At 60.3% G+C, this 21,057-nt stretch carries 21 protein-coding genes and 7 tRNA genes; 14 read left to right on the top strand and 14 right to left on the bottom strand.

Annotated elements, in window-relative coordinates:
- Positions 1-27 precede the first annotated feature (27 nt).
- The 6 genes from ylqF to RVM27_RS14670 all read right to left on the bottom strand — a co-directional run bounded on the left by ylqF (position 28) and on the right by RVM27_RS14670 (position 6,232).
- A complete protein-coding gene (gene ylqF / locus RVM27_RS14645) occupies positions 28-987 on the bottom strand; it encodes a YlqF/YawG family GTPase (RefSeq protein WP_498938360.1) in 960 nt (319 codons plus the stop codon).
- A gap of 94 nt (positions 988-1,081) precedes the next feature.
- Positions 1,082-1,480 (bottom strand): peptide-methionine (R)-S-oxide reductase MsrB, encoded by a 399-nt coding sequence (gene msrB / locus RVM27_RS14650; RefSeq protein WP_016914471.1) that lies wholly within the window; start codon positions 1,478-1,480, stop codon positions 1,082-1,084.
- Between the two features lie 149 nt (positions 1,481-1,629).
- The gene (locus tag RVM27_RS14655) at positions 1,630-3,216 is read right to left on the bottom strand and encodes a gamma-glutamyltransferase family protein (protein ID WP_498938358.1); all 1,587 of its coding nucleotides are present in this window, start codon (positions 3,214-3,216) and stop codon (positions 1,630-1,632) included.
- A 72-nt stretch (positions 3,217-3,288) separates the two neighbouring features.
- A complete protein-coding gene (locus RVM27_RS14660; protein ID WP_039176169.1) occupies positions 3,289-4,614 on the bottom strand; it encodes a TRAP transporter large permease in 1,326 nt (441 codons plus the stop codon).
- A 3-nt stretch (positions 4,615-4,617) separates the two neighbouring features.
- Entirely contained in the window at positions 4,618-5,127 is a 510-nt protein-coding gene (locus tag RVM27_RS14665; RefSeq protein WP_026001778.1) for a TRAP transporter small permease subunit, read from the bottom strand.
- A 1-nt stretch (position 5,128) separates the two neighbouring features.
- Positions 5,129-6,232, bottom strand: coding sequence for a TRAP transporter substrate-binding protein (locus RVM27_RS14670; RefSeq protein ID WP_016914467.1), 1,104 nt, complete (start codon positions 6,230-6,232; stop codon positions 5,129-5,131).
- Between the two features lie 308 nt (positions 6,233-6,540).
- Between RVM27_RS14670 and RVM27_RS14675 the strand changes: the two genes are divergently transcribed.
- The 6 genes from RVM27_RS14675 to RVM27_RS14700 all read left to right on the top strand — a co-directional run bounded on the left by RVM27_RS14675 (position 6,541) and on the right by RVM27_RS14700 (position 7,154).
- A tRNA-Glu gene (locus RVM27_RS14675) sits at positions 6,541-6,616 on the top strand.
- Positions 6,617-6,641: 25 nt separating this feature from the next.
- Positions 6,642-6,716, top strand: a tRNA-Gly gene (locus RVM27_RS14680).
- Positions 6,717-6,750: 34 nt separating this feature from the next.
- Positions 6,751-6,826 (top strand) — tRNA-Glu (locus tag RVM27_RS14685).
- A 22-nt stretch (positions 6,827-6,848) separates the two neighbouring features.
- Positions 6,849-6,923: transfer RNA gene (locus RVM27_RS14690), tRNA-Gly, on the top strand.
- A gap of 19 nt (positions 6,924-6,942) precedes the next feature.
- Positions 6,943-7,018: transfer RNA gene (locus tag RVM27_RS14695), tRNA-Glu, on the top strand.
- A 61-nt stretch (positions 7,019-7,079) separates the two neighbouring features.
- Positions 7,080-7,154: transfer RNA gene (locus RVM27_RS14700), tRNA-Gly, on the top strand.
- A gap of 187 nt (positions 7,155-7,341) precedes the next feature.
- On the opposite strand, the gene RVM27_RS14705 is transcribed toward RVM27_RS14700, so the two are convergent.
- Positions 7,342-8,970 carry a methyl-accepting chemotaxis protein gene (locus RVM27_RS14705; RefSeq protein WP_498956894.1) on the bottom strand — a complete coding sequence of 543 codons (1,629 nt, stop codon included), beginning with the start codon at positions 8,968-8,970 and terminating at the stop codon, positions 7,342-7,344.
- Between the two features lie 270 nt (positions 8,971-9,240).
- On the opposite strand from RVM27_RS14705, the gene RVM27_RS14710 reads away from it, so the two are divergent.
- From RVM27_RS14710 to RVM27_RS14745, 8 genes are all read left to right on the top strand, one after another.
- Positions 9,241-10,203, top strand: a complete 963-nt coding sequence (locus RVM27_RS14710) for an ABC transporter ATP-binding protein (RefSeq protein WP_287807448.1) — start codon at positions 9,241-9,243, stop codon at positions 10,201-10,203.
- Positions 10,200-10,973, top strand: coding sequence for an ABC transporter permease (locus tag RVM27_RS14715; RefSeq protein WP_287807450.1), 774 nt, complete (start codon positions 10,200-10,202; stop codon positions 10,971-10,973). The genes RVM27_RS14710 and RVM27_RS14715 overlap by 4 nt, the downstream gene beginning before the upstream one ends.
- A 38-nt stretch (positions 10,974-11,011) precedes the next feature.
- Complete coding sequence (gene queF / locus RVM27_RS14720; RefSeq protein ID WP_039181225.1) at positions 11,012-11,845, top strand: NADPH-dependent 7-cyano-7-deazaguanine reductase QueF; 834 nt, start codon at positions 11,012-11,014, stop codon at positions 11,843-11,845.
- A gap of 26 nt (positions 11,846-11,871) precedes the next feature.
- Positions 11,872-12,432 carry a nitroreductase family protein gene (locus RVM27_RS14725; protein WP_287807451.1) on the top strand — a complete coding sequence of 187 codons (561 nt, stop codon included), beginning with the start codon at positions 11,872-11,874 and terminating at the stop codon, positions 12,430-12,432.
- 26 nt (positions 12,433-12,458) lie between these two features.
- A complete protein-coding gene (locus RVM27_RS14730) occupies positions 12,459-12,965 on the top strand; it encodes a hotdog family protein (RefSeq protein ID WP_498938350.1) in 507 nt (168 codons plus the stop codon).
- Positions 12,966-13,073: 108 nt separating this feature from the next.
- Positions 13,074-13,161 (top strand) — tRNA-Ser (locus RVM27_RS14735).
- A 328-nt stretch (positions 13,162-13,489) separates the two neighbouring features.
- Complete coding sequence (locus RVM27_RS14740) at positions 13,490-13,792, top strand: type II toxin-antitoxin system RelE/ParE family toxin (protein ID WP_100732011.1); 303 nt, start codon at positions 13,490-13,492, stop codon at positions 13,790-13,792.
- Complete coding sequence (locus RVM27_RS14745) at positions 13,789-14,070, top strand: addiction module antidote protein (protein WP_039181142.1); 282 nt, start codon at positions 13,789-13,791, stop codon at positions 14,068-14,070. Before RVM27_RS14740 ends, RVM27_RS14745 begins: the two co-directional genes overlap by 4 nt.
- Before the next feature lie 319 nt (positions 14,071-14,389).
- On the opposite strand, the gene RVM27_RS14750 is transcribed toward RVM27_RS14745, so the two are convergent.
- The 7 genes from RVM27_RS14750 to RVM27_RS14780 all read right to left on the bottom strand — a co-directional run bounded on the left by RVM27_RS14750 (position 14,390) and on the right by RVM27_RS14780 (position 20,957).
- On the bottom strand, positions 14,390-14,542 hold the full coding sequence (locus RVM27_RS14750) for a metallothionein (RefSeq protein ID WP_081195643.1): 153 nt from the start codon (positions 14,540-14,542) through the stop codon (positions 14,390-14,392).
- A gap of 95 nt (positions 14,543-14,637) precedes the next feature.
- Positions 14,638-15,417 carry a CLCA_X family protein gene (locus tag RVM27_RS14755; RefSeq protein ID WP_498274877.1) on the bottom strand — a complete coding sequence of 260 codons (780 nt, stop codon included), beginning with the start codon at positions 15,415-15,417 and terminating at the stop codon, positions 14,638-14,640.
- A gap of 414 nt (positions 15,418-15,831) precedes the next feature.
- Complete coding sequence (locus RVM27_RS14760; RefSeq protein ID WP_498956895.1) at positions 15,832-17,484, bottom strand: alpha/beta hydrolase; 1,653 nt, start codon at positions 17,482-17,484, stop codon at positions 15,832-15,834.
- A gap of 64 nt (positions 17,485-17,548) precedes the next feature.
- Positions 17,549-18,346, bottom strand: a complete 798-nt coding sequence (locus RVM27_RS14765) for a MipA/OmpV family protein (protein ID WP_287806885.1) — start codon at positions 18,344-18,346, stop codon at positions 17,549-17,551.
- Positions 18,347-18,852: 506 nt separating this feature from the next.
- Positions 18,853-19,275 carry an SLC13 family permease gene (locus RVM27_RS14770; protein ID WP_498956896.1) on the bottom strand — a complete coding sequence of 141 codons (423 nt, stop codon included), beginning with the start codon at positions 19,273-19,275 and terminating at the stop codon, positions 18,853-18,855.
- A gap of 72 nt (positions 19,276-19,347) precedes the next feature.
- The gene (locus tag RVM27_RS14775; protein WP_498956897.1) at positions 19,348-19,602 is read right to left on the bottom strand and encodes an SLC13 family permease; all 255 of its coding nucleotides are present in this window, start codon (positions 19,600-19,602) and stop codon (positions 19,348-19,350) included.
- Positions 19,603-19,697: 95 nt separating this feature from the next.
- The gene (locus RVM27_RS14780; protein ID WP_498956898.1) at positions 19,698-20,957 is read right to left on the bottom strand and encodes a M20/M25/M40 family metallo-hydrolase; all 1,260 of its coding nucleotides are present in this window, start codon (positions 20,955-20,957) and stop codon (positions 19,698-19,700) included.
- Positions 20,958-21,057 lie beyond the last annotated feature (100 nt).

The following is a 21,057-nucleotide window of genomic DNA, read 5'->3' on the forward strand; positions in this document are numbered from 1 at the left end:
CCGTGGGAGTGACTGATTATTCGCCCATTATGCGTTGCTTGATGGCGAGCTGTCTTGGTCGATTTGCTCCACGGGCGGTGGAATGTCCTCGGGGGTTTCCAGCGTCAGCCTGCCCACCTTGCCGTCGCGCAGTTCATGCAGCAGCACTTCGGCGCCCCGGTGCAGGTCCACGGAGCCGCCAGGGCGCAAACCACCGCGCTTGCTGGCAATCTCGGTGAGGATGGCGTGGCCATCGAACCCGGCAATGGCCAGAAAGTCGGGCTTTTGGGGGCCATCGGCATCGACTTCTGTTTGAGGGGTGGCAGGGGCTTCATAGCGGGGCAGCGCCTTGAGCTTGTAGCGGGCCGTCAGCTCGTCGGGGTAGCGTCTGGCGAGTTCGGCACAGGCCACCATGGCCACATCGGTATACTCGATGGCCGTGTCGCGAATGGCACCGCTGGCCGCCAGCCGGTAGGCACTGGCCTGATCCTCGATTTTGGGCCACAGCACGCCTGGGGTGTCGATCAGCGCCACGCGGCCATCGATGCGTACCTTTTGCTGGCGCTTGGTCACGGCGGGCTCGTTACCGGTCTTGGCGATCTTGCGTCCTGCCAGGCCGTTGATCAGCGTCGATTTGCCGACGTTGGGAATCCCCATGACCATCACACGAACATCACGGTCGGCACGCACCGCACCGGCCAGCTCATGGCAGAGCCGGGGAATGCGCTTCAGTTCCCGGGTGTTGGTGGTGGTGATGGCCAGCGCCCGTGTGTCGGCCTGGGCATCGAAAAACGCGACCCACTCGTCGGTACGCGCGGGGTCGGCCAGGTCGGCACGCGACAGAATCTTGAGGACCGGCTTGTGGCGGGTCAGCTCGGCCAGCATCGGGTTGGCGCTGGAGTAGGGGAGTCGCGCATCGAGCACTTCGATCACGACGTCGATTTCCGGCAGCGCGTCCTTGATCTGGCGGCGGGCCTTGTTCATATGTCCTGGGAACCAGCCGAGCATGGGGATCTCCTGCAAGCACTAACATTCGGCATAAAAAAGCGGGCCGCCATTCTAACAGATGGTGCCCGCCTTGCTGCGCTTCGTTTGGGATCAATTATTCGTCGGGGTGAAACTCCAAAGAGACCGAGTTGATGCAGTAGCGCAGGCCCGTCGTTTGCGGGGGACCGTCGGGAAACACGTGCCCCAGGTGGGCATCACAGTGGGAACACACTACTTCGGTGCGAATCATGCCGTGGGAAGTATCGCGATGCTCTTCCACGCAGCGGATGCCCAGTGGCCGGTCGAAGCTTGGCCAGCCACAGCCTGCATCGAACTTGTGTTCGTTCTCGAACAGCGGCGCATGACAGCAGACGCAGTGGTAGATGCCTTGGGCATCGCTCACTTGATAGTCACCGGTAAACGGACGCTCGGTACCCTTCTCCCGGGCGACGCGGTACTGCTCCGGGGTCAACTGTTGGCGCCACTCTTCAGGGGATTTCGCTATTTTCGCCATGGGGCTCTCCTCTCCCTCCGGTTGCTGATAAGCAGAGGCTTATTGGGCAGGCAGTATACCACCGTTGTGCCTGACGCTATGCCAGTGACAACGGTAGCCCTGCTCAGGTTCAGCATGTGCGAAAGTGGGCGATAGCGCCAGTACCCGGCCTAAACGCTGGCGGCACCGCCGTTGCTGCGGGGGTCATGGGCGCTTTCGATCAGGCCATCCGGGTGGCGTACGATGCCACCGGCATGGCCCATGGTGTCGCTGAAGGCCTCGGGCAGTACTTCTACATCGTGGCCCGCCGTGGCGAGGGCGGTCACCAGGGCATCGTCGAAACGCGCTTCCAGCTTCAAGTTGGTGCTGGTCTCGCCCCAGGTGCGCCCCAATAGCCAGCGTGGCGCGGTAACCGCCTGCTGCAGTGGCATGCCATGTAGTGCGTAGCGGGAGAACACCGCGGCCTGGGTTTGTGGCTGGCCTTCGCCGCCCATGGTGCCGTACACCATGGTGCGCCCGTCTTCGAACAGGGCCAACGCCGGATTGAGGGTGTGAAACGGCTTGCGCCCCGGGGCCAGGCCGCGCAGATGATTGGGGTCGAGTGAAAAACTGATGCCTCGGTTTTGCCAGAGCACGCCGCTTTCCGGCAGCACGACGCCACTGCCGAACTCCCAGTAGATGCTCTGAATGAAGCTCACCGAGCGGCCCTGGCTATCCACGGTGCCCATCCAGATGGTGTCGCCCGGCGCGGGCTCATGGGGCCAGGGCAGGGCGCTGGCCGGGTCAATGGCGGCGGCTTCTTCGGCCAGGCGTTCGGCGCTTAGCAGCGACTGGAGGGGGGCAGGCACCCGCTGGGGGTCGGTGACGTGGCTATCGCGCAGCATGAAGGCGCGTTTGGTGGCCTCGATCAAGCCGTGCAGATGCTCGAAGCGGTTGGGCTCGGCAGCCTTGAGGCGTTCGTAGATGCCCAGAATCATCAGCGAGGCCATGCCCTGGGTCGGGGCGGGCAGGTTGTAGAGTGTCGCGTCCTGCAGCTGTACCTGCAGCGGCGTGACCTGCTGGGCGCGATAGGCGTGGAAATCCTCCAACCGCAGCGGGCTGCCCAGCGCGGCCAGGTCCTGGGCCATGCTGGCGGCCAGTTCGCCACGGTAGAAGTCATCCAGCCCTGCACTGGCCAGACGTTCGAGGGTTCGGGCCAGGCGCGGCTGGCGCAGCCGCTCGCCTTCTCGGGGGACCTTGCCATCGAGCAGGAAGGCTTCGTTGAAGCCGGGGCTTTGGCCGAGCCGGGCAAGGTGCTTGGCGGTCAGCGCCTCCTGGCTTTGGGAAACCGCCACGCCGTCGTCGGCATGGCGAATGGCATCGGCCAGCAGGGTCGTCAGCGGCAGCGCCGAGCCCCACTGGGCGGCCACGTTGAGCGCTTCCTGCCAACCGCCGATGGTGCCCGCCATGGTCAGGGCTGCCTGGGGGCCGCGTTCCGGGATGTGTGATTCGCCAGCGTAAAAATCGGCGCTGGCCAGCGCGGCGGCTGGCCCGCAGGCATCGATGGCAATGGGCGGCTTGCCTGGTTCGTGAATCAGCCAGAAACCGTCGCCACCCAGCGCGTTCATGTGCGGGTAGACCACGGCGATGGCCGCTGCGGCGGCCACCATGGCTTCTACCGCATTGCCGCCTTGTTTGAGCACATCGCGACCGGCACTGGCAGCCAGGTGGTGGGGGGCAACACAGCTGCCGCCGTAACTACGTTGTGTATGAAGCATGACGTTATCCTTTGTTATTAAGGACTACTGTTATTAAGAGCTACTGTTATCAAGGGGTACTGTTATCAAGGGCTACCAGCCAATGGCGTCGGGTAGCCAGGTGGCAATGGCCGGGAAGGCGAAGACCAGCGCCACGGCCAGGAATTGCAGGCCAATGAAGGGCAGCGCGCCTTTGTAGATATCGAGGGTCGAAACCTCCTTGGGGGCCACGCCCTTGAGGAAAAACAGCGACCAGCCAAACGGTGGCGTGAGAAACGAGGTTTGCAACACCAGGCCCACCAGAATGCCCAGCCATACCATATCGATGCCCATTTGCACGAAGAAGGGCAAAAACAGCGGCAGGGCAATATAGGTAATTTCTATCCATTCCAGGAAGAAACCAAGCACGAACATCAGCAGCAGCATGAACAGCAGCGCGCCGAGCTCGCCCCCGGGGACCCAGTCGAACATGCGGCCCACGAGATGCTCGCCACCCAGCCCACGGAAGGCCAGGCCAAAGACCTGAGCGCTGATCAGAATGAAGAAGACCATGGCAGAAATGACCAGCGTGGCCTTGGCGACCTCGCTCAGCAGAGCCACCGTGAGCCGCCCAGAGCACGCGACGAAGACCAGCGCCCCGAGTGCCCCCATGGCAGCGGCTTCGGTGGGGGCGGCAATTCCGCCGATGATCGAACCCAGCACGGCAAACACCAGCCCCACCGGCGGCCCCACCACGGTAGCCACCTTGAACAATAGCTGCTTTTTGCTGAGCAGCGCACGCTCTTCGGCGGGAATGGGCGGCATCATGTTGGGGTAGAGCCTGGCCAGCACCAGAATCGCCAGAATATAGATCCCGGCCAGGGCCAGCCCCGGCACCATGGCCGCTGCGAACATGGTGCCCACGGATTCACCGAGGATCTCCGCCAGCAGAATCAGCACCAGGCTCGGGGGGATGATTTGACCCAGCGTGCCCGACGCACAAATCATGCCGGTGGCCAGGGTTTTAGGGTAGCCACGGCGCAGCAGGGTGGGGAGTGTCAACAGGCCCAGCGTGACGATGGTCGCCCCGACGATACCCGTGGCAGCGCCCAGCAGTACGCCCACGAAGATGATGGCCACCCCCATGCCGCCGGAGAGTCCCCCGAACAGGTGACCGACCACGTCGATCAGCTCTTCGGCCAGCTTCGACTTCTCCAGCATGACCCCCATGAACACGAACAGGGGGATGGCCATGAAGGTGTAGTTGGTGACCACGCCGTAGATGCGCGAGGGCAGCAGGTTGAACAGCATGGGGCCAAACCCCAGGTAGCCAAACACGAAGGCCGTGACGGCGATGCTGATGGCCACCGGAATACCGATCAGCAGTAGTACGAAAAAGGCGACGATCATGCCGATCGCTAGCCACTCATTAGGAGACATGCGTTATTCACCTCGGCTTGGAAGGGCCAACCCCTGGCGCAGTGCGTGGGCCAGGCCTTGCAGTGCCAACAGAAGAAACCCCAGAGGGATGAGCGATTTGAGCAGCCAGCGGAAGGGCAGGCCGCCTGGGTTGGGTGAGGTTTCGTTACGCAGATATGATTGCTCTACCCAAGGCAGGGTCAGCCAGGCGATGTAGAGCCCCATGACCAATAGCAGCAGGCCGCCGATCACTTCGATGGTGCGCTGTACCGCGACCGGGAAGCGCTCGTAAAACACATCCACCCGCACCTGTTCGCCCACGAACAGCAGGTACGACATGCCGAACAGGGCGATGGGGGAAATCAAGTGCCACTGCAGCTCCTGGAGCCAGACGGCGCCAATGCTGAACAGGTAGCGCATGACCACATCGCCCGCGACCAGGGCAACCAGCACCACGCAAATCCAGGCAGCGATCAAGCCAAACAGCCGGACCACCGCCTCGATTCCGTGGACAAGACGTTCCACGGCTTGCATATCACACCCCGATGATGTCGTTTAACCAGGCGCGTTCGCTGGGGCCTGCCCAGCGGTCATGGTTGGCCTTGAAGGCCATGTAGCTGTCGTGGACCTTGCGTACCAGCGGGTCGGCGTTGGCTTCGGTGGCCAGGGTATCCATCGTGGCTTCACGCAGCGCTTCGACCACCGGGGCTGGCAGGGGGCTTGCGGTAACGCCGTGGTTGTCCACCAGGTCGGCCATGGCCTCGCCGTTGACGGCTTCCGACCAGGTGACGCTTTCCAGACACGCCGCCATGCAGGCACTTTTCACGATCATCTTGAGGTCGTCGGGAAGGGCATCCCAATGCTGTTTGGAAATCAGCAGCTCACCGGTGGTGGCAGGCTCGTGCCAGCCGGTGGTGTGATAAAACTTCGCGGCATTCTGCAGCCCCATGCGGCGATCCTGGTAAGGACCCACGAACTCTGCTGCATCGATGACGCCACGCTCCAGCGCCGGGAAGATTTCACCGCCGGGCAGTACACGGGCATCGACCCCCAGCGCGGCATAGACTTTCCCGGCCAGGCCCGGAATACGCATGCGCAGCCCGTTCAACTGGCCGATGTCCTCGATGGGCTCACGGAACCAGCCGGTCATCTGCACGCCTGTATTGTTCAACGGCAGGGCGATCATGCCGTAAGGCTCATACACTTCTTCCCATAGCTCCAGGCCACCGCCGTGATACAGCCAGGCCATATGGCCCATGAAGCTCATGCCGAAGGGCACGGTGGTGAAGTATTGTGCGGCGAACGTGGTGCCCGACCAGAAGTAGCTGTTGGCGGCGTTCATTTCGATGGTGCCGCTCTGTACGGCCTCGAAGCCTTCGAAGGCCGGGATCAGTTCTCCTGCTGCAAAGTGCTGAATATTGAGCCGTCCGCCCGACATGGCGTTGATCTTGGCAATCACGTCCCGCGGGCTGCCGGGCCCTTCTACATAGAACGGAGAGCCTGGGCTGTAGGCATTGGTCATTCGCCAGTTGAACTGTTCGCTCGACTGCGCCTTGGCCAAGGAAGGGGCGCCCAACACCAGCCCCGCAGTGGATGTCAGAGCAGCGCTGGTAAGAAACTTGCGACGGGTAAAGGACATACAGCACCTCATGCAGTAAGGAAAGACGGCAGTGGTAGGGGAGCACCAATCGCCGAGGGACGCTGTGTACAAAGCAAGGGATATGCCAAAAAATCGATTTTATTTTAAATAAAAGATTTTTAGGGCTTTGTAGGATGCACTGAACAGGTGGCGTGGTGTGCATGGGCAAGTTTCGTGCACCGTTATCGCGCAGGTTATTGCCGTCAGGCACCTTCGTTGCGCAGGCATAAAACGTTTCGATATCAGAGGGCTTGACAGTAAGAGGTGCGCTGATTAATATACGCGCCACCTCGACGAGGCAATGAAACGTCCCATTCGTCTAGTGGTCTAGGACACCGCCCTTTCACGGCGGGAACAGGGGTTCGAACCCCCTATGGGACGCCATCGTATCGTTTAGGTCATCGGAGTTGCGGGAATAGCTCAGTGGTAGAGCATCGCCTTGCCAAGGCGAGGGTCGGGAGTTCGAATCTCCTTTCCCGCTCCATAACGCGTATGTAATGAATCATGCGTGTTTATACGTCCCATTCGTCTAGTGGTCCAGGACACCGCCCTTTCACGGCGGGAACAGGGGTTCGAACCCCCTATGGGACGCCAATCCGATTTTTAGCGACATCAAGCGGGAATAGCTCAGTGGTAGAGCATCGCCTTGCCAAGGCGAGGGTCGGGAGTTCGAATCTCCTTTCCCGCTCCAGTCGTCTGCGTGTACATGTGTCCCATTCGTCTAGTGGTCCAGGACACCGCCCTTTCACGGCGGGAACAGGGGTTCGAACCCCCTATGGGACGCCACTCGCATGACGCTGACACTTGGTTGTCGTCATCGGTTTCCATAAGTAATGCCGTTCATGTTGCGGGAATAGCTCAGTGGTAGAGCATCGCCTTGCCAAGGCGAGGGTCGGGAGTTCGAATCTCCTTTCCCGCTCCAGTTCAACGGTCCTCCCTCCTGTGTCTTCGTCTTTGCTTTTCCATCGCTTTTTCTGATTCTGCTTTGCCAGATCCTATTCGTTTCTGTTGTCCGTTCGATAACTGCCCTTGAGCAGCGCTTTTTCGTGGGCGCCGTTCGGGAATAAAGTATGCGGAATGCCCGGGCGCAGGTGCCCGGGCCAAGTGGTTCAATCCACCAAAGTGAAGTGGCCGACCACGCTGTTGAGCGACTGTGAGCGCTGTTTGAGGTCCTGGGCAGAGGTGGCGGTCTGCTGCACCATGGAGGCATTGTCCTGGGTGGCCTGGTCTAGCTGGGCGATGGCCACGTTGATCTGTTCGATGCCGCGGGTCTGCTCGTAGGTGGCGGCGGTGATCTCCTCGAACAGGTCGTTGACCTTCTGAATTTGCAGGTCGATGTCCTGCATCCGTTGTTTGGCCGTATCGACCAGCCCGGCGCCGTTGCTGACCTGGGCGTTGGAGGCGTTGATCAGCCCTTTGATCTCGTGGGCGGCCGTGGCGGAGCGGTTGGCCAGCTGGCGAACTTCGCCGGCCACGACGGCAAAACCACGGCCATGTTCGCCGGCGCGGGCCGCTTCCACCGAGGCGTTGAGCGCCAGAATATTGGTCTGGAAGGCAATGCTGTCGATCAGTGTGACGATATCGGTGATCTTGTCGGCCTCGGCGCTGATCTCCTGCATCGAGTTGACGGCATTGCCGATGGCCTGCTGGCCTGCCTGCGAGGTTTCGCCTGCGCTGCGTACCAGCTCTTTGGCCTGGGCCACGCTGTCGGCGGTTTGGCGAACGGTCGCCGTGACTTCTTCCATGCTGGATGAGGTCTGCTGAAGGGCGGCGGCCTGCTGCTCGGTGCGTGATGACAGCTCCTGGTTGCCCGCAGCAATATCCCCGGCATTGCCATCCACCGCCTCGCTGGTGGTGTAGATGTCGGTCATGGCTTCACGCAGCTTGTCGCGCATCGAGCGGATGTCGTAGAGCAGGCTGCTGGTGTCGTTGGCATGCAGGACCACGGGGGCGGTCAGGTCGCCTTGGGCAATGCGTGACACCACGCCAGCGGCGTAGTTGGGCTCCCCGCCCAGGCGGCGCAGGATCAGCGTTATCATGCCCCAGAAAGCCAGGGTCACCAGCGCACCGGCCACAATGCCCACCACGATGGTTTCAATGAGTTGGCTGACGATGGTGCTGTTGACGTCACCGACAAAGACGCCGCTGGCCACGTACACATCCCAAGGCGCAAAGGCTTCGGAGTAAGTGCGTACTAGTGGGCTGCCATCGTTGCCGCGCGCGAAGTTGGAGTAATATTCGGTGAAGCCGCTGCCATTGGCCCGTGTGTTATCCAGCATGCTCTGGAAAATCAGCGTGCCTTCGGGGTCGCTCACCTGAGAGATGTCTTCGCCCACCTCTCTGCGCGGATGAGCAAGCATGCGCAGGCTGCCGTTGAAGGCGAAAAGGTAGTTGTCATCTTCGCCAAAGCGTATGTCGCGCAGCATGTTGAAGGCGAGGCGCTGGGCATCGGGAACGGACAGCTGACCTTGCTCGGCCAGGTGGTGGTAGTGTTGCAGCATGGAAATGCCGATGTCGACTGCCGTCACCATGCGCTGTTCGCGTTCGCTATAGAGCAAGTTACGGCTTTGCCAGGCATTGATGGCGATCATGACGGCCAGGATCAGCCACAGTACGCCGACGCCGATCAGGCGCTGACGACGCAGGGGCAGCGTGGAGAGTCGATGGCGCGCAGGTGAGGTCGTCGCGTGCTCCGTCGATGGCGGCGCAACGCTGGAAGAGGTAATGGCAGTGCTCATTATCAGGCAAGCTCTCTGTTATGTTCGATTGTTCCCTTGGCACCGGTGCTGACGCAGCGCTCGGTGCGCGCGTCATACTAAAGTATTAATTGCCTGGGTTCTGCTGCAATAGCGTGGCAAAGTGTCGCCTAATGTAGCCTTAACCTTTGTAAAACAGTCATCTGGCTCGCCGTGAGGGCATCGAGTTCGTTAGCTTGAAAAAATATGCGTTCGCCCCGATATCTTCCCATCTAGCTTCATAAGCTCTCATTTTGCTGACAGGACATGTTCATGGCCGAACCGGCATTGTCGATCCGTGGCCTTACCAAGGTGTACGGCAACGGCTTTCAAGCGTTAAAAGGGATTGATCTGGACGTTCAGCAGGGCGACTTCTTTGCACTGCTGGGCCCCAATGGGGCAGGTAAATCCACCACTCTGGGCGTGGTATGTTCCCTGGTGCAGAAAACCGCGGGCAAGGTGTCGATTTTTGGTATCGACATCGACAAGGATTTTGCCAAAGCCAAGTACCAGTTGGGCGTGGTGCCGCAGGAGTTCAACTTCAACCAGTTCGAGAAAGTGCTGGATATCGTGTTGGCCCAGGCGGGCTATTACGGCATGCGGCGTAGTGAAGCGCTGCCCCGGGCCCAGCAGCTGCTGACCGACCTGGGGTTGTGGGAAAAACGCAACGGCAGCGCGCGGATGCTCTCCGGCGGCATGAAGCGCCGCCTGATGATTGCGCGTGCGCTGATGCATCGCCCCAAGCTGCTGATTCTCGACGAGCCCACTGCCGGGGTCGATATCGAGCTGCGTCGCAGCATGTGGGAGTACATGCGGCGCATCAACCGCGACGAAGGCACGACGATCATTCTGACGACCCACTATCTGGAAGAAGCCGAAAGCCTGTGCCGCAATATCGCCATCATCAATCACGGCGAGATCGTGCGTAACACCAGCGTGCGCGAGCTGCTGGCGGAACTGGACACCGAAACCTTCCTGCTGGATCTCGCCGAGCCGGTGGAGCAAGTGCCCACCATTGAAGGCTTTGAGCTGCAGCAAATCGAGCCCTCCCAGCTGGCGCTGGTGATTCACCGAGGCCAGCAGCTGAACGACGTGTTCTCATCGCTCAGTGAGCAGGGCATTCAGGTCGTCTCGATGCGTAACCGTGCCAACCGCTTAGAGGAGATGTTTGTTTCCATGGTAGAGAGCAGTCAGCAGGCCATCGACCAGCGTGAAAAGCAGGAGGCCCGCGCATGAATGCAATGCAAACCCTCGTGGCTTTATGGACGCTAGTGCTTAAAGAGATCAAGCGCTTCACCCGTATCTGGCCGCAAACCCTGCTGCCACCGTCGATCACCATGGCCATGTACTTCATCATTTTCGGCAGCCTGATCGGCTCGCGCATTGGTGAGATGGATGGCTTCAGCTATATGGATTTCATCGTGCCCGGGTTGATCATGATGTCGGTGATCACCAACAGCTACTCCAACGTGGCCTCCAGCTTCTTTTCCAACAAGTTTCAGCGCTCGGTGGAAGAGATGATGGTCTCGCCCATGCCCAATAGCGTGATTCTTTCCGGCTTCATTCTGGGCGGCATGGCCCGAGGTCTGGGCGTCGGGCTCATCGTGACGCTGGTATCGCTGCTCTTCACCCGCTTGACGGTGGAGCATCCGCTGCTCACGATACTGGTCGTGGTGCTGACCTCGGCGCTGTTCTCCATAGGTGGCTTCATCAATGCCCTGCTGGCGAACAAGTTCGATGACATTTCCATCGTGCCGACGTTCATCCTGACCCCGCTGACCTACCTGGGCGGCGTGTTCTACTCCATTTCGATGCTGCCGGACTTCTGGCAGGGCGTCTCGATGCTCAACCCGATTCTGTACATGGTCAACGTCTTCCGCTACGGCTTTCTGGGGGTGTCTGACATTCCCGTCGGCTGGGCGCTGACGGCGATCATGGCGTTCATCGTGGTGCTGTTCATGGTGGCGCTGACCATGCTGGAGCGTGGCAAAGGTATTCGCAGTTAAGTGCCCCAAGGGCCCCTGGTTTGATGGAGACGTTTTGCATGGCACACCGCCCTGATACTCTGGAACACGCGCCGCTGGGGCGCGATTCTGCCTACCCCGAGCAGTACGATGCGGCACTGCTGTACCCCATTCCTCGGGCGGCCAATCGCGCGCCGCTGGGGATCGAAGAAAGCGCGTTGCCCTTCGTGGGTGAAGACGAGTGGCACGCCTTCGAAGTCTCCTGGCTGAATGGACGCGGCAAGCCGGTGGTGGCGGTGGCGCGCTTTCGGCTGCCGGCAAGCTCGCCGCAGTTGATCGAGTCAAAATCCTGGAAGCTCTACCTCAACAGCCTCAACCAGACGCGCTTTGCCAGCCAGGCCGAGGTGGAAGCCATCCTGGTGCGCGACCTGAGCGGTGCGGCGGGTGCCCCGGTCAGCGTCGAGCTGTTGCCGGTGGATGACGAAGCGCTGGCCCCGCGACGCTTGCCAGGGGAGTGCCTGGACGACCTGGATATCGAGGTCAGCCACTACACCCCCAGCGCCGAGCACCTGACCACCCACGATGATATCGTGGAAGAGACGCTGCATTCGCATCTGCTCAAATCGAACTGCCCTGTGACCGGGCAGCCCGACTGGGGGAGCGTGCTGATTCGCTATAAAGGCCCGCGCCTCGACCGCGAAGGGCTGCTGCGCTACCTGATTGGCTACCGCCAGCATCAGGATTTTCACGAGCACTGCGTCGAGCATATCTTCACGGATCTCATGCAGTACGCCCAGCCAGAATCACTGCTGGTGCTGGCGCGTTACGTGCGCCGTGGTGGGCTGGACATCAGCCCCTGGCGTGCCACGCCGGGCATGGCGCCGCCCAGCCCGCTACGCCTGGCGCGCCAGTGATACCGACCCAGGACAAGGAGACGCCAATGGACGCTCTTACGCTGCTGCACGAACGTAGCTCCATGGGCAAGCTCACCGAGCCTGCCCCCAGCCCGGAACAGCTCAGCGCCATCTACCGCGCCGCCCTGCGTGCCCCCGACCACAAGGAGCTACGCCCGTGGCGGTTTATCGAGTTCGTCGGAGAAGGGCGCGAGCGCCTGGGAGAACTGTTCGCCGAAGCGGAGTTCCAGGAAGACCCGCACGCCAGCGATGACACCCTGAACGCTGCCCGCAAAAAGCCCCTGCGCGCGCCCATGGTGATCGCCGTGATTGCCAAGGTGACGCCAGATATTGCCAAGGTGCCCAAGGTCGAACAGGTCATTTCAGCGGGCTGTGCTGCCCACGGGGTTCTGTTGGCCGCACACGCCCTGGGCTTGGGCGCCATGTGGCGCAGCGGCAAGTATGCCTTCGACCCAGTGGTGCGCAAGGGAATGGGGCTGGACAAGGAGGATGAAGTGGTCGCGTTCATCTACCTGGGCAGCCTGGCTGGTCGTCACAAGCCGGTGCCCGAGCATAACGCCGCCGATTTCGTCGAACGCTGGGATTGAGCGCTTAACCGCCGAGGAGCCCCCCCATGAGCCCGTCACGCCAGCCAGGCCTACCGCACCCGCGTCTACCGCTGCCAGAGGGCAAGGAAGACCTGCACGCCTTCCACCGCTGGCTGGGCGAGGCGATTCCTATGGTGGAAGCCTTGGGCATCAGTGACGTGAGCCACGCCAACGACGCGTTGACCTGGCACCTGGCGCTGGCGCCTAACCTCAATGATAAAGGCACCGGCTTCGGCGGTGCCCTGGCGGCACAAGCCACCCTGCAAGGATGGTGCTGGGTGACCCTGTGGCTGCGCCAGCAGGGAAGGGCACAAGACGTGGTCGTGGCGGAGGCCAACCAGCGCTTCGTTGCCCCGGTGACCGGCGACTACCACCTCATCTGTACGCCCAGCAGCAGCGACGGCCCTGCAGCGCTGGCAGAACGGCTGCACGAACGCGGCAAAGGCAGCATCGCGCTCAGCCAGCAGCTCTACTGCGGCGACACGCTATGTCTGGAAGCCAGCAGCCGCTATGCCGTGCTGCCCAGCCCGTGATGTGAAAAAGCCCTGACGTGAAAAAGGCTTGCTATTTCACAGCTTAACGCATAGTATATGCGCCGTTCTGTTGAGAAAGGCAACGCCCTGCAGCAGAGCACACAATGTGGAGAGGTGTCCGAGTGGTCGAAGGAGCACGCCTGGAAAGTGTGTAAGTCGAAAGGCTTCGAGGGTTCGAATCCCTCCCTCTCCGCCACGAATATAGAAGGGGAATCAATATCTTATGTTGATTCCCCTTCGTCGTTTCTAGGCCCTGGGACTGATTTGGGAATCACCCTGGGAACACTGCAGGTCTAGCTGTTTCTCTTTTCTCACTGTCCTGCTGTCTCTTGACCGCCGATTTCGTAAAGCCACGCTAACTTGCCAGTGATGGTTTAAGGCGCTTGCCGTGCCTCCTGATTGCCTCATAACACAACATGCCTTCTACACATAGGCGCTATCCTGTGCGGCTGCAGGTGTGCGTATGGCGGTTTGTATTGAAGGGATTATTTGCTCTTATGTGAACTGTGGTTTACATTAAGATCATGAAAATAATTAGCGAAACCGACACTTATTCGGACTGGTTCGATAAATTACGCGATGCTCGGGCCAGAGCGAAAATTCTGGCTCGTCTGCGCCGAGCTGAGCTGGGCAACTTCGGGGATTGTGAGCCGGTGGGGGAAGGAGTCTCGGAATTGAGGATTCACTACGGGCCTGGTTATCGAGTCTATTTTGTCCAGCGGGGGTATGAGCTGATTATTTTGTTGGCGGGCGGTGATAAATCCAGCCAGGCAAAAGATATTGATATCGCGAAGCAATTGGCACGCGATTTGAAGGAGGCACCATGAGCACACTGCGTAAATGGGATGTCGTTGACCACTTGAATACCGAAGAGGAAATGGTGTTGTACTTTGAAGCCTGCCTTGAAGAGGGCGACGCTGCCCTGGTGGCGGCAGCGCTTGGCGATATTGCCCGCGCCCGTGGTATGGCACAGCTTGCTCGTGATACGGGGTTGACTCGCGAAGGGTTGTACAAAGCGCTTTCTGCTGATGGAAACCCAAGTTTTGCAACGATTATGAAGGTGACAAAAGCCTTGGGCTTTACGTTACATGCTGAATCATCGTAAGACGATCAACGATTCCATGATACGCCCCGCCTTTCACGGCGGGGCGTTTTCGTTGGTGAGGCGTAGACCGGGCAGGGCCATCACACACCACTGTTGAGACGTGCCGCTATCCTAGAAACGCAGGCCGCCGCTGAATCCGAAAATCGCTACGATGACGACGACAATGACGACGATGGTAGTAGTAGAGGGCATGATCTCTTCCTTTGAGAATGGTTGAAAAGTAAGCCTAGTCGGTGATGGGCGGTTTCGCACGCTTTGATAGGCCGATGCCCGGTGTTTGGCCGGGCATCGCAGTGGGGTGGGCGGTTATCGGATGGGTTCAACCGCACTTGCAGTCATGGCCACAATCGGTAGAGCCATCGGCATGGCCCGTCGCACAGGCCGTCGAGCAGAAGAGTTGCCCCTCTTTTTCGATGGAGTGGCTGTCCACCTTGCAATGACACTTCGGGCATGCGCACTGTTGCTGAGACATGGTAGAACCTCCTGTGGGTTGTCTCTTCAAGCGTAGTGCGCACCCTGGGTGTTATGTAATTGCGTTGTGAGGTTTTTTGCTGATGATGGCTGCTGTCATGGCGTCGAGCGCGCCAGGGCGCTGCCTAGCGCAAGGAAGTAGTCATGAAAGCGCTGGTTGATGCGTTCGCGCTGTTCGCCTTGCGGGTACAGGCCGCGTGCGGCTTCCGGAGAGCGGCGTGTGCCTTTGACCAGAAAGTGGTTCTTGATGGGGGCATCTTGTACAAAGGCTTCGAAGGCTCGTGCGCATAGCTCTTCTGGCTTGCTGTAGTAGAGCTGGCCCATGGCGCGGTCGACCTCGGCCGAGTGGCGGAACAGCTCGCTGGGCTGCTGGCCATTCGGTTGCAGCAGGATGGCCTGAAAACAGGCCAGCAGGCGCTGGTTGAGCGGGTGCGCGATGGGCACGGGGTTTTGCAGCCAGGCGCTGGAGGCAAAGGCACTGGCAGGTAACTGCTGAAAACATTTGCGGGCGATGTAGTGGTCGAAGGCGTGAAACCATTCATGGGCAATGCTGCCAGGCCCAGCGTTCTTGGCCAGGGCAAAGCTTCGCTCAGCGGGGCTGTAATGCGCCGAGACGCCGGGTCTTCCGCCGGTACCGTACTGCAGAGCAAGCGTGCCACGCAGGGAAATGAGCGCTTCGTTGCCGTGCAGGATCAACATGAGATCGCAGAGCGCATCATGAAACAGTGTAGCGGCGTGGTCGCGCTCGGCGGGGGTGACCCAGCGGCCAATTTCGATGGCGCGAAAGTCGAACTGGCGGCGGATCGCGACAAAGTCGCTGCTACCTTCGGGCCGGTGCACGGGCCCTTGGCGAAAAAACTGCCTGGTATCGAGCATCACCCGGGTACCTGCTGAAAGGGGCATGGGGAGGATACATAAAAAAAAGCGCCCTCACGAATGAGGACGCTTTTTTCATCGCGGTACAGAGCGTCCTGAAGGATCAGCCGGTGTACTGCGGTACTTCTTCTTCCCTGATTGACGAAAGCTCGTCCTGAGCTTGCTCGGTCCTTGAATCGTCTTCGCTCATCCTAAGCGCACATTCCCTTGTCACGCGGTATCCCTGCCGCGAACGCTTTGAACTATAGGTGAGTGACAATTAATGTACAAGATAAAATTGTATTTTTATTGTACTTGAATAGTACAGAAATGCTGCTACTCGATCATAAAGTGTATATTTAACAAATGTTTATAATTTTACAGTTGGCAAGAAAAATAGCAGGCTAAATAGCCTGCCGGTGAAATGGGTTATCGTCAGCGCGCCAGATGATCGCGCAGGCGCTGCAATTGCTCAGCATCCCAGCCGTCGGGTTCGGTGAGGGCTGCCCAGGCATCGATGTAGTGCTCGGCGGCGATTTCATGCCCATAGCCGTCGGGGGCGCTGCCCACGGTCAGGTCGACCAGCAGCTGTAGCATGGTCACCACGGGGTACCAGCGTAGCGCTGGAGAAACATCTGGCCCACGAGGTGCGCGCATCCACTCGGGTTCTCGCCAGAACGCCGCAGGCTCGAAAAAGGTGATGGGGTCGCTGGCATATTGCAGAAACGCAATGCGGAAATCTCCCCATGGGGCAGCGGCTTCCTCCAGCCTTTGGGTCTGGTTCATGAACCTTACAACCGCTCCCTCGCGAAACGTGGGTAGCCATGCGGGGGAGCCCGGATCGCGGTCGGCGGTCACGGCGCGCCAGGTGTCGCTGCGAAAGGGAGGGCCGCTCCACAGCACGCCTTGAAAGGGGTCGTCGATGATATCGTAAAGATCGAAGGATAGATCCGAGTTGAGCGCGCCCAGGCTCAGGCCAAAGAGGTAAAGCTGCGGTCGCTCATCGCTGGGCAGCTGGCTCCAGTAGCGGTAAATGGCCGAAAACAGCGCGCGGGCACTTTCGACGCCGTACTCTGCTTCGGAGATCAGCGACAGGTGGCTGGGTAGATACGAGTACTGGGCGGCCACCGTGGCAATATCGCCGCGATGAAGATACTCCACGCTGTGCTGGGAGCGAGGGTCGATCCAGCCGCGGCCAGTGGGGGTCGCGATGACCATGACCGAGCGTTCGAACCCGCCGGTTCTGATCAGCTCTTCGAGGGCCAGCTCGGCGCGCTGAGTGGCGGTTTCGGCGGCGTTGAGCCCGACATAGACGCGAATGGGGTCGAGCGCGGGCTCACCCAAAAACGCCTCCATGTCCTCGGCCGTAGGGCCCTGGGTGACGAAGCGCCTGCCCCGGCTGCCCAGCGCTTCCCAACTGATCAGCGACTCGGCGCTGCCGGGCACATTGGCCGCTTGCGGGGGGCTCAGGTCATCCTGCATCAGCTCGTCCACCTGCTGGTAGGAGCGGTCAGCCACCTGTAGTGCGTAAGAAAAGATGACGCCCTCGATGATCAGCCAGAACAGCGCCACAGCGGAGACGATGCCCAGCACCTGGGCCGTGCGATGGGGCAGCACATGGGCAAGCTTGTACGAGAGCAGCTTGAAGGTGCGCTTGAACAGCCGCGCGACCAGCAGCAGGCTCAGAAAGACCCCCATGGTGATCAGTGCTACGGCCAGCGGGCGTGTGCCGCTGGTGGGTTCCATCTCCATCAGTTCGCGAATGCTGTTTTGCCACTCGGCCGCGCGCCATAGAAAAATCACCGACACCACCAACGCGACCAGGGCGGCCAGCTGCTTGAGCGTGCGCTCCAGGGCGGCTTTGGGCTCTGGCAGGTGCAGGTAGTGCCACAGCGTGCGCGCAATGACGCCCAGGGCATACCCCGCCGTGACGCTGAGCCCGGAGACGATTCCTTGGGCCAGCAAGGGGCGGGGCACCAGGCTTGGGGTGAGTGAAAAGGCAAAAAAGAGCGTGGCAAGCAGTAGACCCGTGCCCGACAAGCGGTTCAGCAAGGGCCTCATGCGAAAGTGCTCGAGATGGTTTTCCATAACGTTTTTCATGGCCTGGTTCGAGGGCAATCCATTTGGCGAGTGGGTTCCAGACGCTACCGTATTAGAAACGGTAGGTCAGTGATACCCCACTCAGCGCCTGCCAGGGGCTTCCCAGCTCATCGACGATCGGGCTGTCGGCGGCGTTGCCGGTCAGTCGGTTAGCGCCGACGAAGCCGGTGGCTGTCCACTCAGGGGTCAAGGCGTAACTCAGGCTGGCGTTTGCGCCCAGCCGCCAATAGCCGCCATCCGGTGTGTAGGTGGCCACTCCGCTGCGGGCGCTATCCTGATCGGAAACTCCATACAGAGATTGAGTCCAGCGCTCGTTGGAGTAGTTGACGCCGGGGGATAGTACCAGCAGCAAACGCTCGCTGAGCGGGGTGCGCAGGGTGGCGCTCGCCGAGAACGTGGCGCCTTCCATGTCGCCGGTCACTGCGCGGCTGCCAGCCACGCTGTAGCGCCAGAGCCCATCCTGGTAACTGACTCGCAAGCCCAGCGTGGCGCCACCATCGATTTTTTCGAAGGCGCCAAGGTCACCCTTGTTATCGCGGCCGAAGGTGTAGCCGATAAAGGGCGAGGCGCTCCAGTTGCCCTGGCGCAAGGCGTGCCACTCGATGCCGTCGCGCAGATTGATGGAAAGCTGGTCGCCATAGGCCAGGTTCAGTACGGGTAGTGCGCGGGCTTCGTAGTCGTCGCTACCGGCATAATCAGGGGAGTAAGCAACTCCCGCGCCCACGCTGCCGCTCCATTGGTCAGCCTGCGCCATGGGGGCCAGGGCCATGCAGGCGAGCGTTACCAGGCAGCCCAGGGGGCGTAAGTGGGAGCGAGAGTAACGGCTTGAAGTCAGGGAGCGAGTCGGCATGGGAGCATCCAGAATGTGAGAGAAACGTGCATGATTGTATGTTTGGTTTAAAACCAATCGCAAGCCAGCGCTTGATATTTATCACGGAACGCCCATAAAAACTTTTTGACCTTTCATATCCCAGGTTAGATAACTTGACGTATATAAGGCGCACTGTGTGCCCATGACGCAGGGACAGCGTTACAAGGAAGTGTAAGCAGGGAGTGCTTGCGGCGCACAAGGATGCATGGACAGGACGTTCGTGAAGTGGGATCAGGGAGGACCTGATAAAGCCTCGGCCAGCGATGGTCGGGGTTTTTTTATCTCAGGTTAATGCAGTTGTCATATAGAAGCGGCAGAGTAGGCAGTGGCATAAGGAAACGTGCCTTCAGGGAGTACTATCAGGCAGGAGCGCTTGAGCACCAGGGATGCGTGAACAGGAGGTTCATGAAGAAGGATCAGGGAAGAATCAGCACAACCCCGGCCAGTCATGGCCGGGGTTTTTTTGCCTATTCGCCCATCGTGGCTCAAGGCGTAGGCAGCAACAGTGGCATGATGAAGTAGACGAACAGGGTAATCACGAGGGCGCAGACCAGATTCATGGCAACCCCCGCCTTGGCCATCTGCTTGATCGTGATACGCCCGCTGGAGAGCACGGCCGCGTTGGGCGGAGTCGAAATGGGCAGCATGAAGGCACACGTGGTGGCGAGTGCCACGGCCACCATGAGGCCCAGCGGGTTGCCCGTGGTGGTGATGGCGGCTGCCAGGCCTGCGGTAATCGGCAGGGCCATGTTGGCCGTGGCCGTATTGGAGATGATTTCGGTCAGGAACAGCATCAGCAGGACCATGAACAGCAGCAGCAAGAAGTAATTGACGCCATCCAGCAACTGCAACTGCTGGCTGATCCAGCCCGTCAGGTCACTGGCGCTGAACGCTGCGGCCAGCGACATGCCGCCGCCCCACAGGATGAATAGCCCCAGGGCAGATTTTTCATGTCGTCCCAGATCAGCAGGCTGCGTTTTTCACTGTGGGCCGAGCTTCTCCAGCTCCTGAGCCACGAAGTTGACTTCCAGGCGCGTATTGGGCACCCGGGAATAGATACGGGTGAGATAGACATACAGCACGACCAGCAGCAGGGTCAGCGGTAGGGCAAAGATCATCCACTGCAAAAAGCTGATTTCGATGTCGAAGAACTGCGGAATCATGGCGACCACGATGGCGTTGGGCACCGAGCCGATAATCGTCGCCAGACCGCCGATGGACGCGGCATAAGCCACGGGGGAGGTTTGAAAACCGAGTGCCAGCAGAAGGCCGGAGAGAGGAGAGAGGAGAGAGAACCCCCGGCCAGCGCAGGCCGGGGGAAGTGCTGGGGTCAGTCGGTGCTGTCAGCATCGCTTTCCGGTTTGCTGCTGCCCTGGTGGGCAAGCGGGCTGGCTTCGTCCAGGCGCGGGTGGTTGTCCTTGAAAGCCTGATGCAGGTCGGGCATGGCATCCATGGCCTGGATGGTGTGCGTCAGGGCGTGCACGGCTGCCAATACGTCCTGGGTATTGCCGGTTTCCGAAATGGTGTGCATGTTGCGGATGGGAAAGCCCATGGAGGTGGCCGCGCTGTCGATGGAGGCCAGTACGCCTGCCATGCCGTCGGTGCCGGTATCTACCCCGACGATATCCCGCTGCATGGGAATGTCGTGCTCCTTGGCGGCGGTGGCAATGATGCGATTCAACTGCTCACTGGCAATCGAGCCCACTGACAGCGTGAACCCCTTGCCCATTTCCAGCGGCTGCATGCGCTTGTCGCCAATGCCGGGTGCGCCCACGTAATCGTGGTTGACGTCCACGCCGATGATGGCATCGGGCTTCAGCTCGCCCGCCATCACGCGGCTGCCGAAGCGGCCGATCTCTTCGTAGCTGGCAATCGCAAACATGACGCGAACCTTGTCGGTGCCACCAGCTTCGGCAACGAGCCGAGCGGCTTCGGCGGCGACAAAGCAGCCCAGTCCGTTATCCAGGTAGGCGCCGTAAAAGGTATTCGGGCTGAACCCCGGACGGATGGGGCGATTGAAGATGATCGAGTCGCCGGGGCGCACGCCCAGGTTGAGGACCTGCTGCTTCTTGTGCTCTCCGTGAATTTGCAGGTCCAGGTAAATCTGCTCTTTCTTGATGCCCTTGCTGCCATCACGCTGGGCCGGGTCGGAGAAGTGAATTGCGCCCAGGGCTTCCACCGTGCCGCCGTCGATGCGGCGGTAGCTGCCTGGGGCCTCTGGGTCTTCACTGAACAGGGTGACTTCATGGCCGATCAGCACGCCCGGCAGGAAAGAGTCGGTATTGATCCAGATCTTGCCGTCTTCCCCAATCGAGCGAACCTGCATGCGGATTTTGTCCGCATGGCCGATGATCATCAGCTTGAACATATCATCGCGGCCTGGGTGGGTATCCAGCACCACGCCCGCATTGCCTTTAAACTGGTGCAAATGCCAGTCGCTGGGAGCGAAGCTCTCGAAGTAGGGCTTCAGCACGCCGTAGGTCATCGCGCCTTCCAGGCCAACAGGGCTGGGGGCCGCCAAAATATCGCGCATCAGTTTGAACTGCGCGTCGGGCATCGGTTGCGTCCAGGGTTTTGCAGTATCGCTCATCGTGCTTACTCGCTTATGACGGTGGTGAAACGTGAGAGTTAGTCTGCCAGATTCCGAGCACTAATGCGCTGCTTCCACATGCCACGTTTAGCCGATAGTA

The organism is Halomonas sp. KM007, assembly GCF_050709225.1.
Lineage (GTDB): Bacteria > Pseudomonadota > Gammaproteobacteria > Pseudomonadales > Halomonadaceae > Vreelandella > Vreelandella hamiltonii.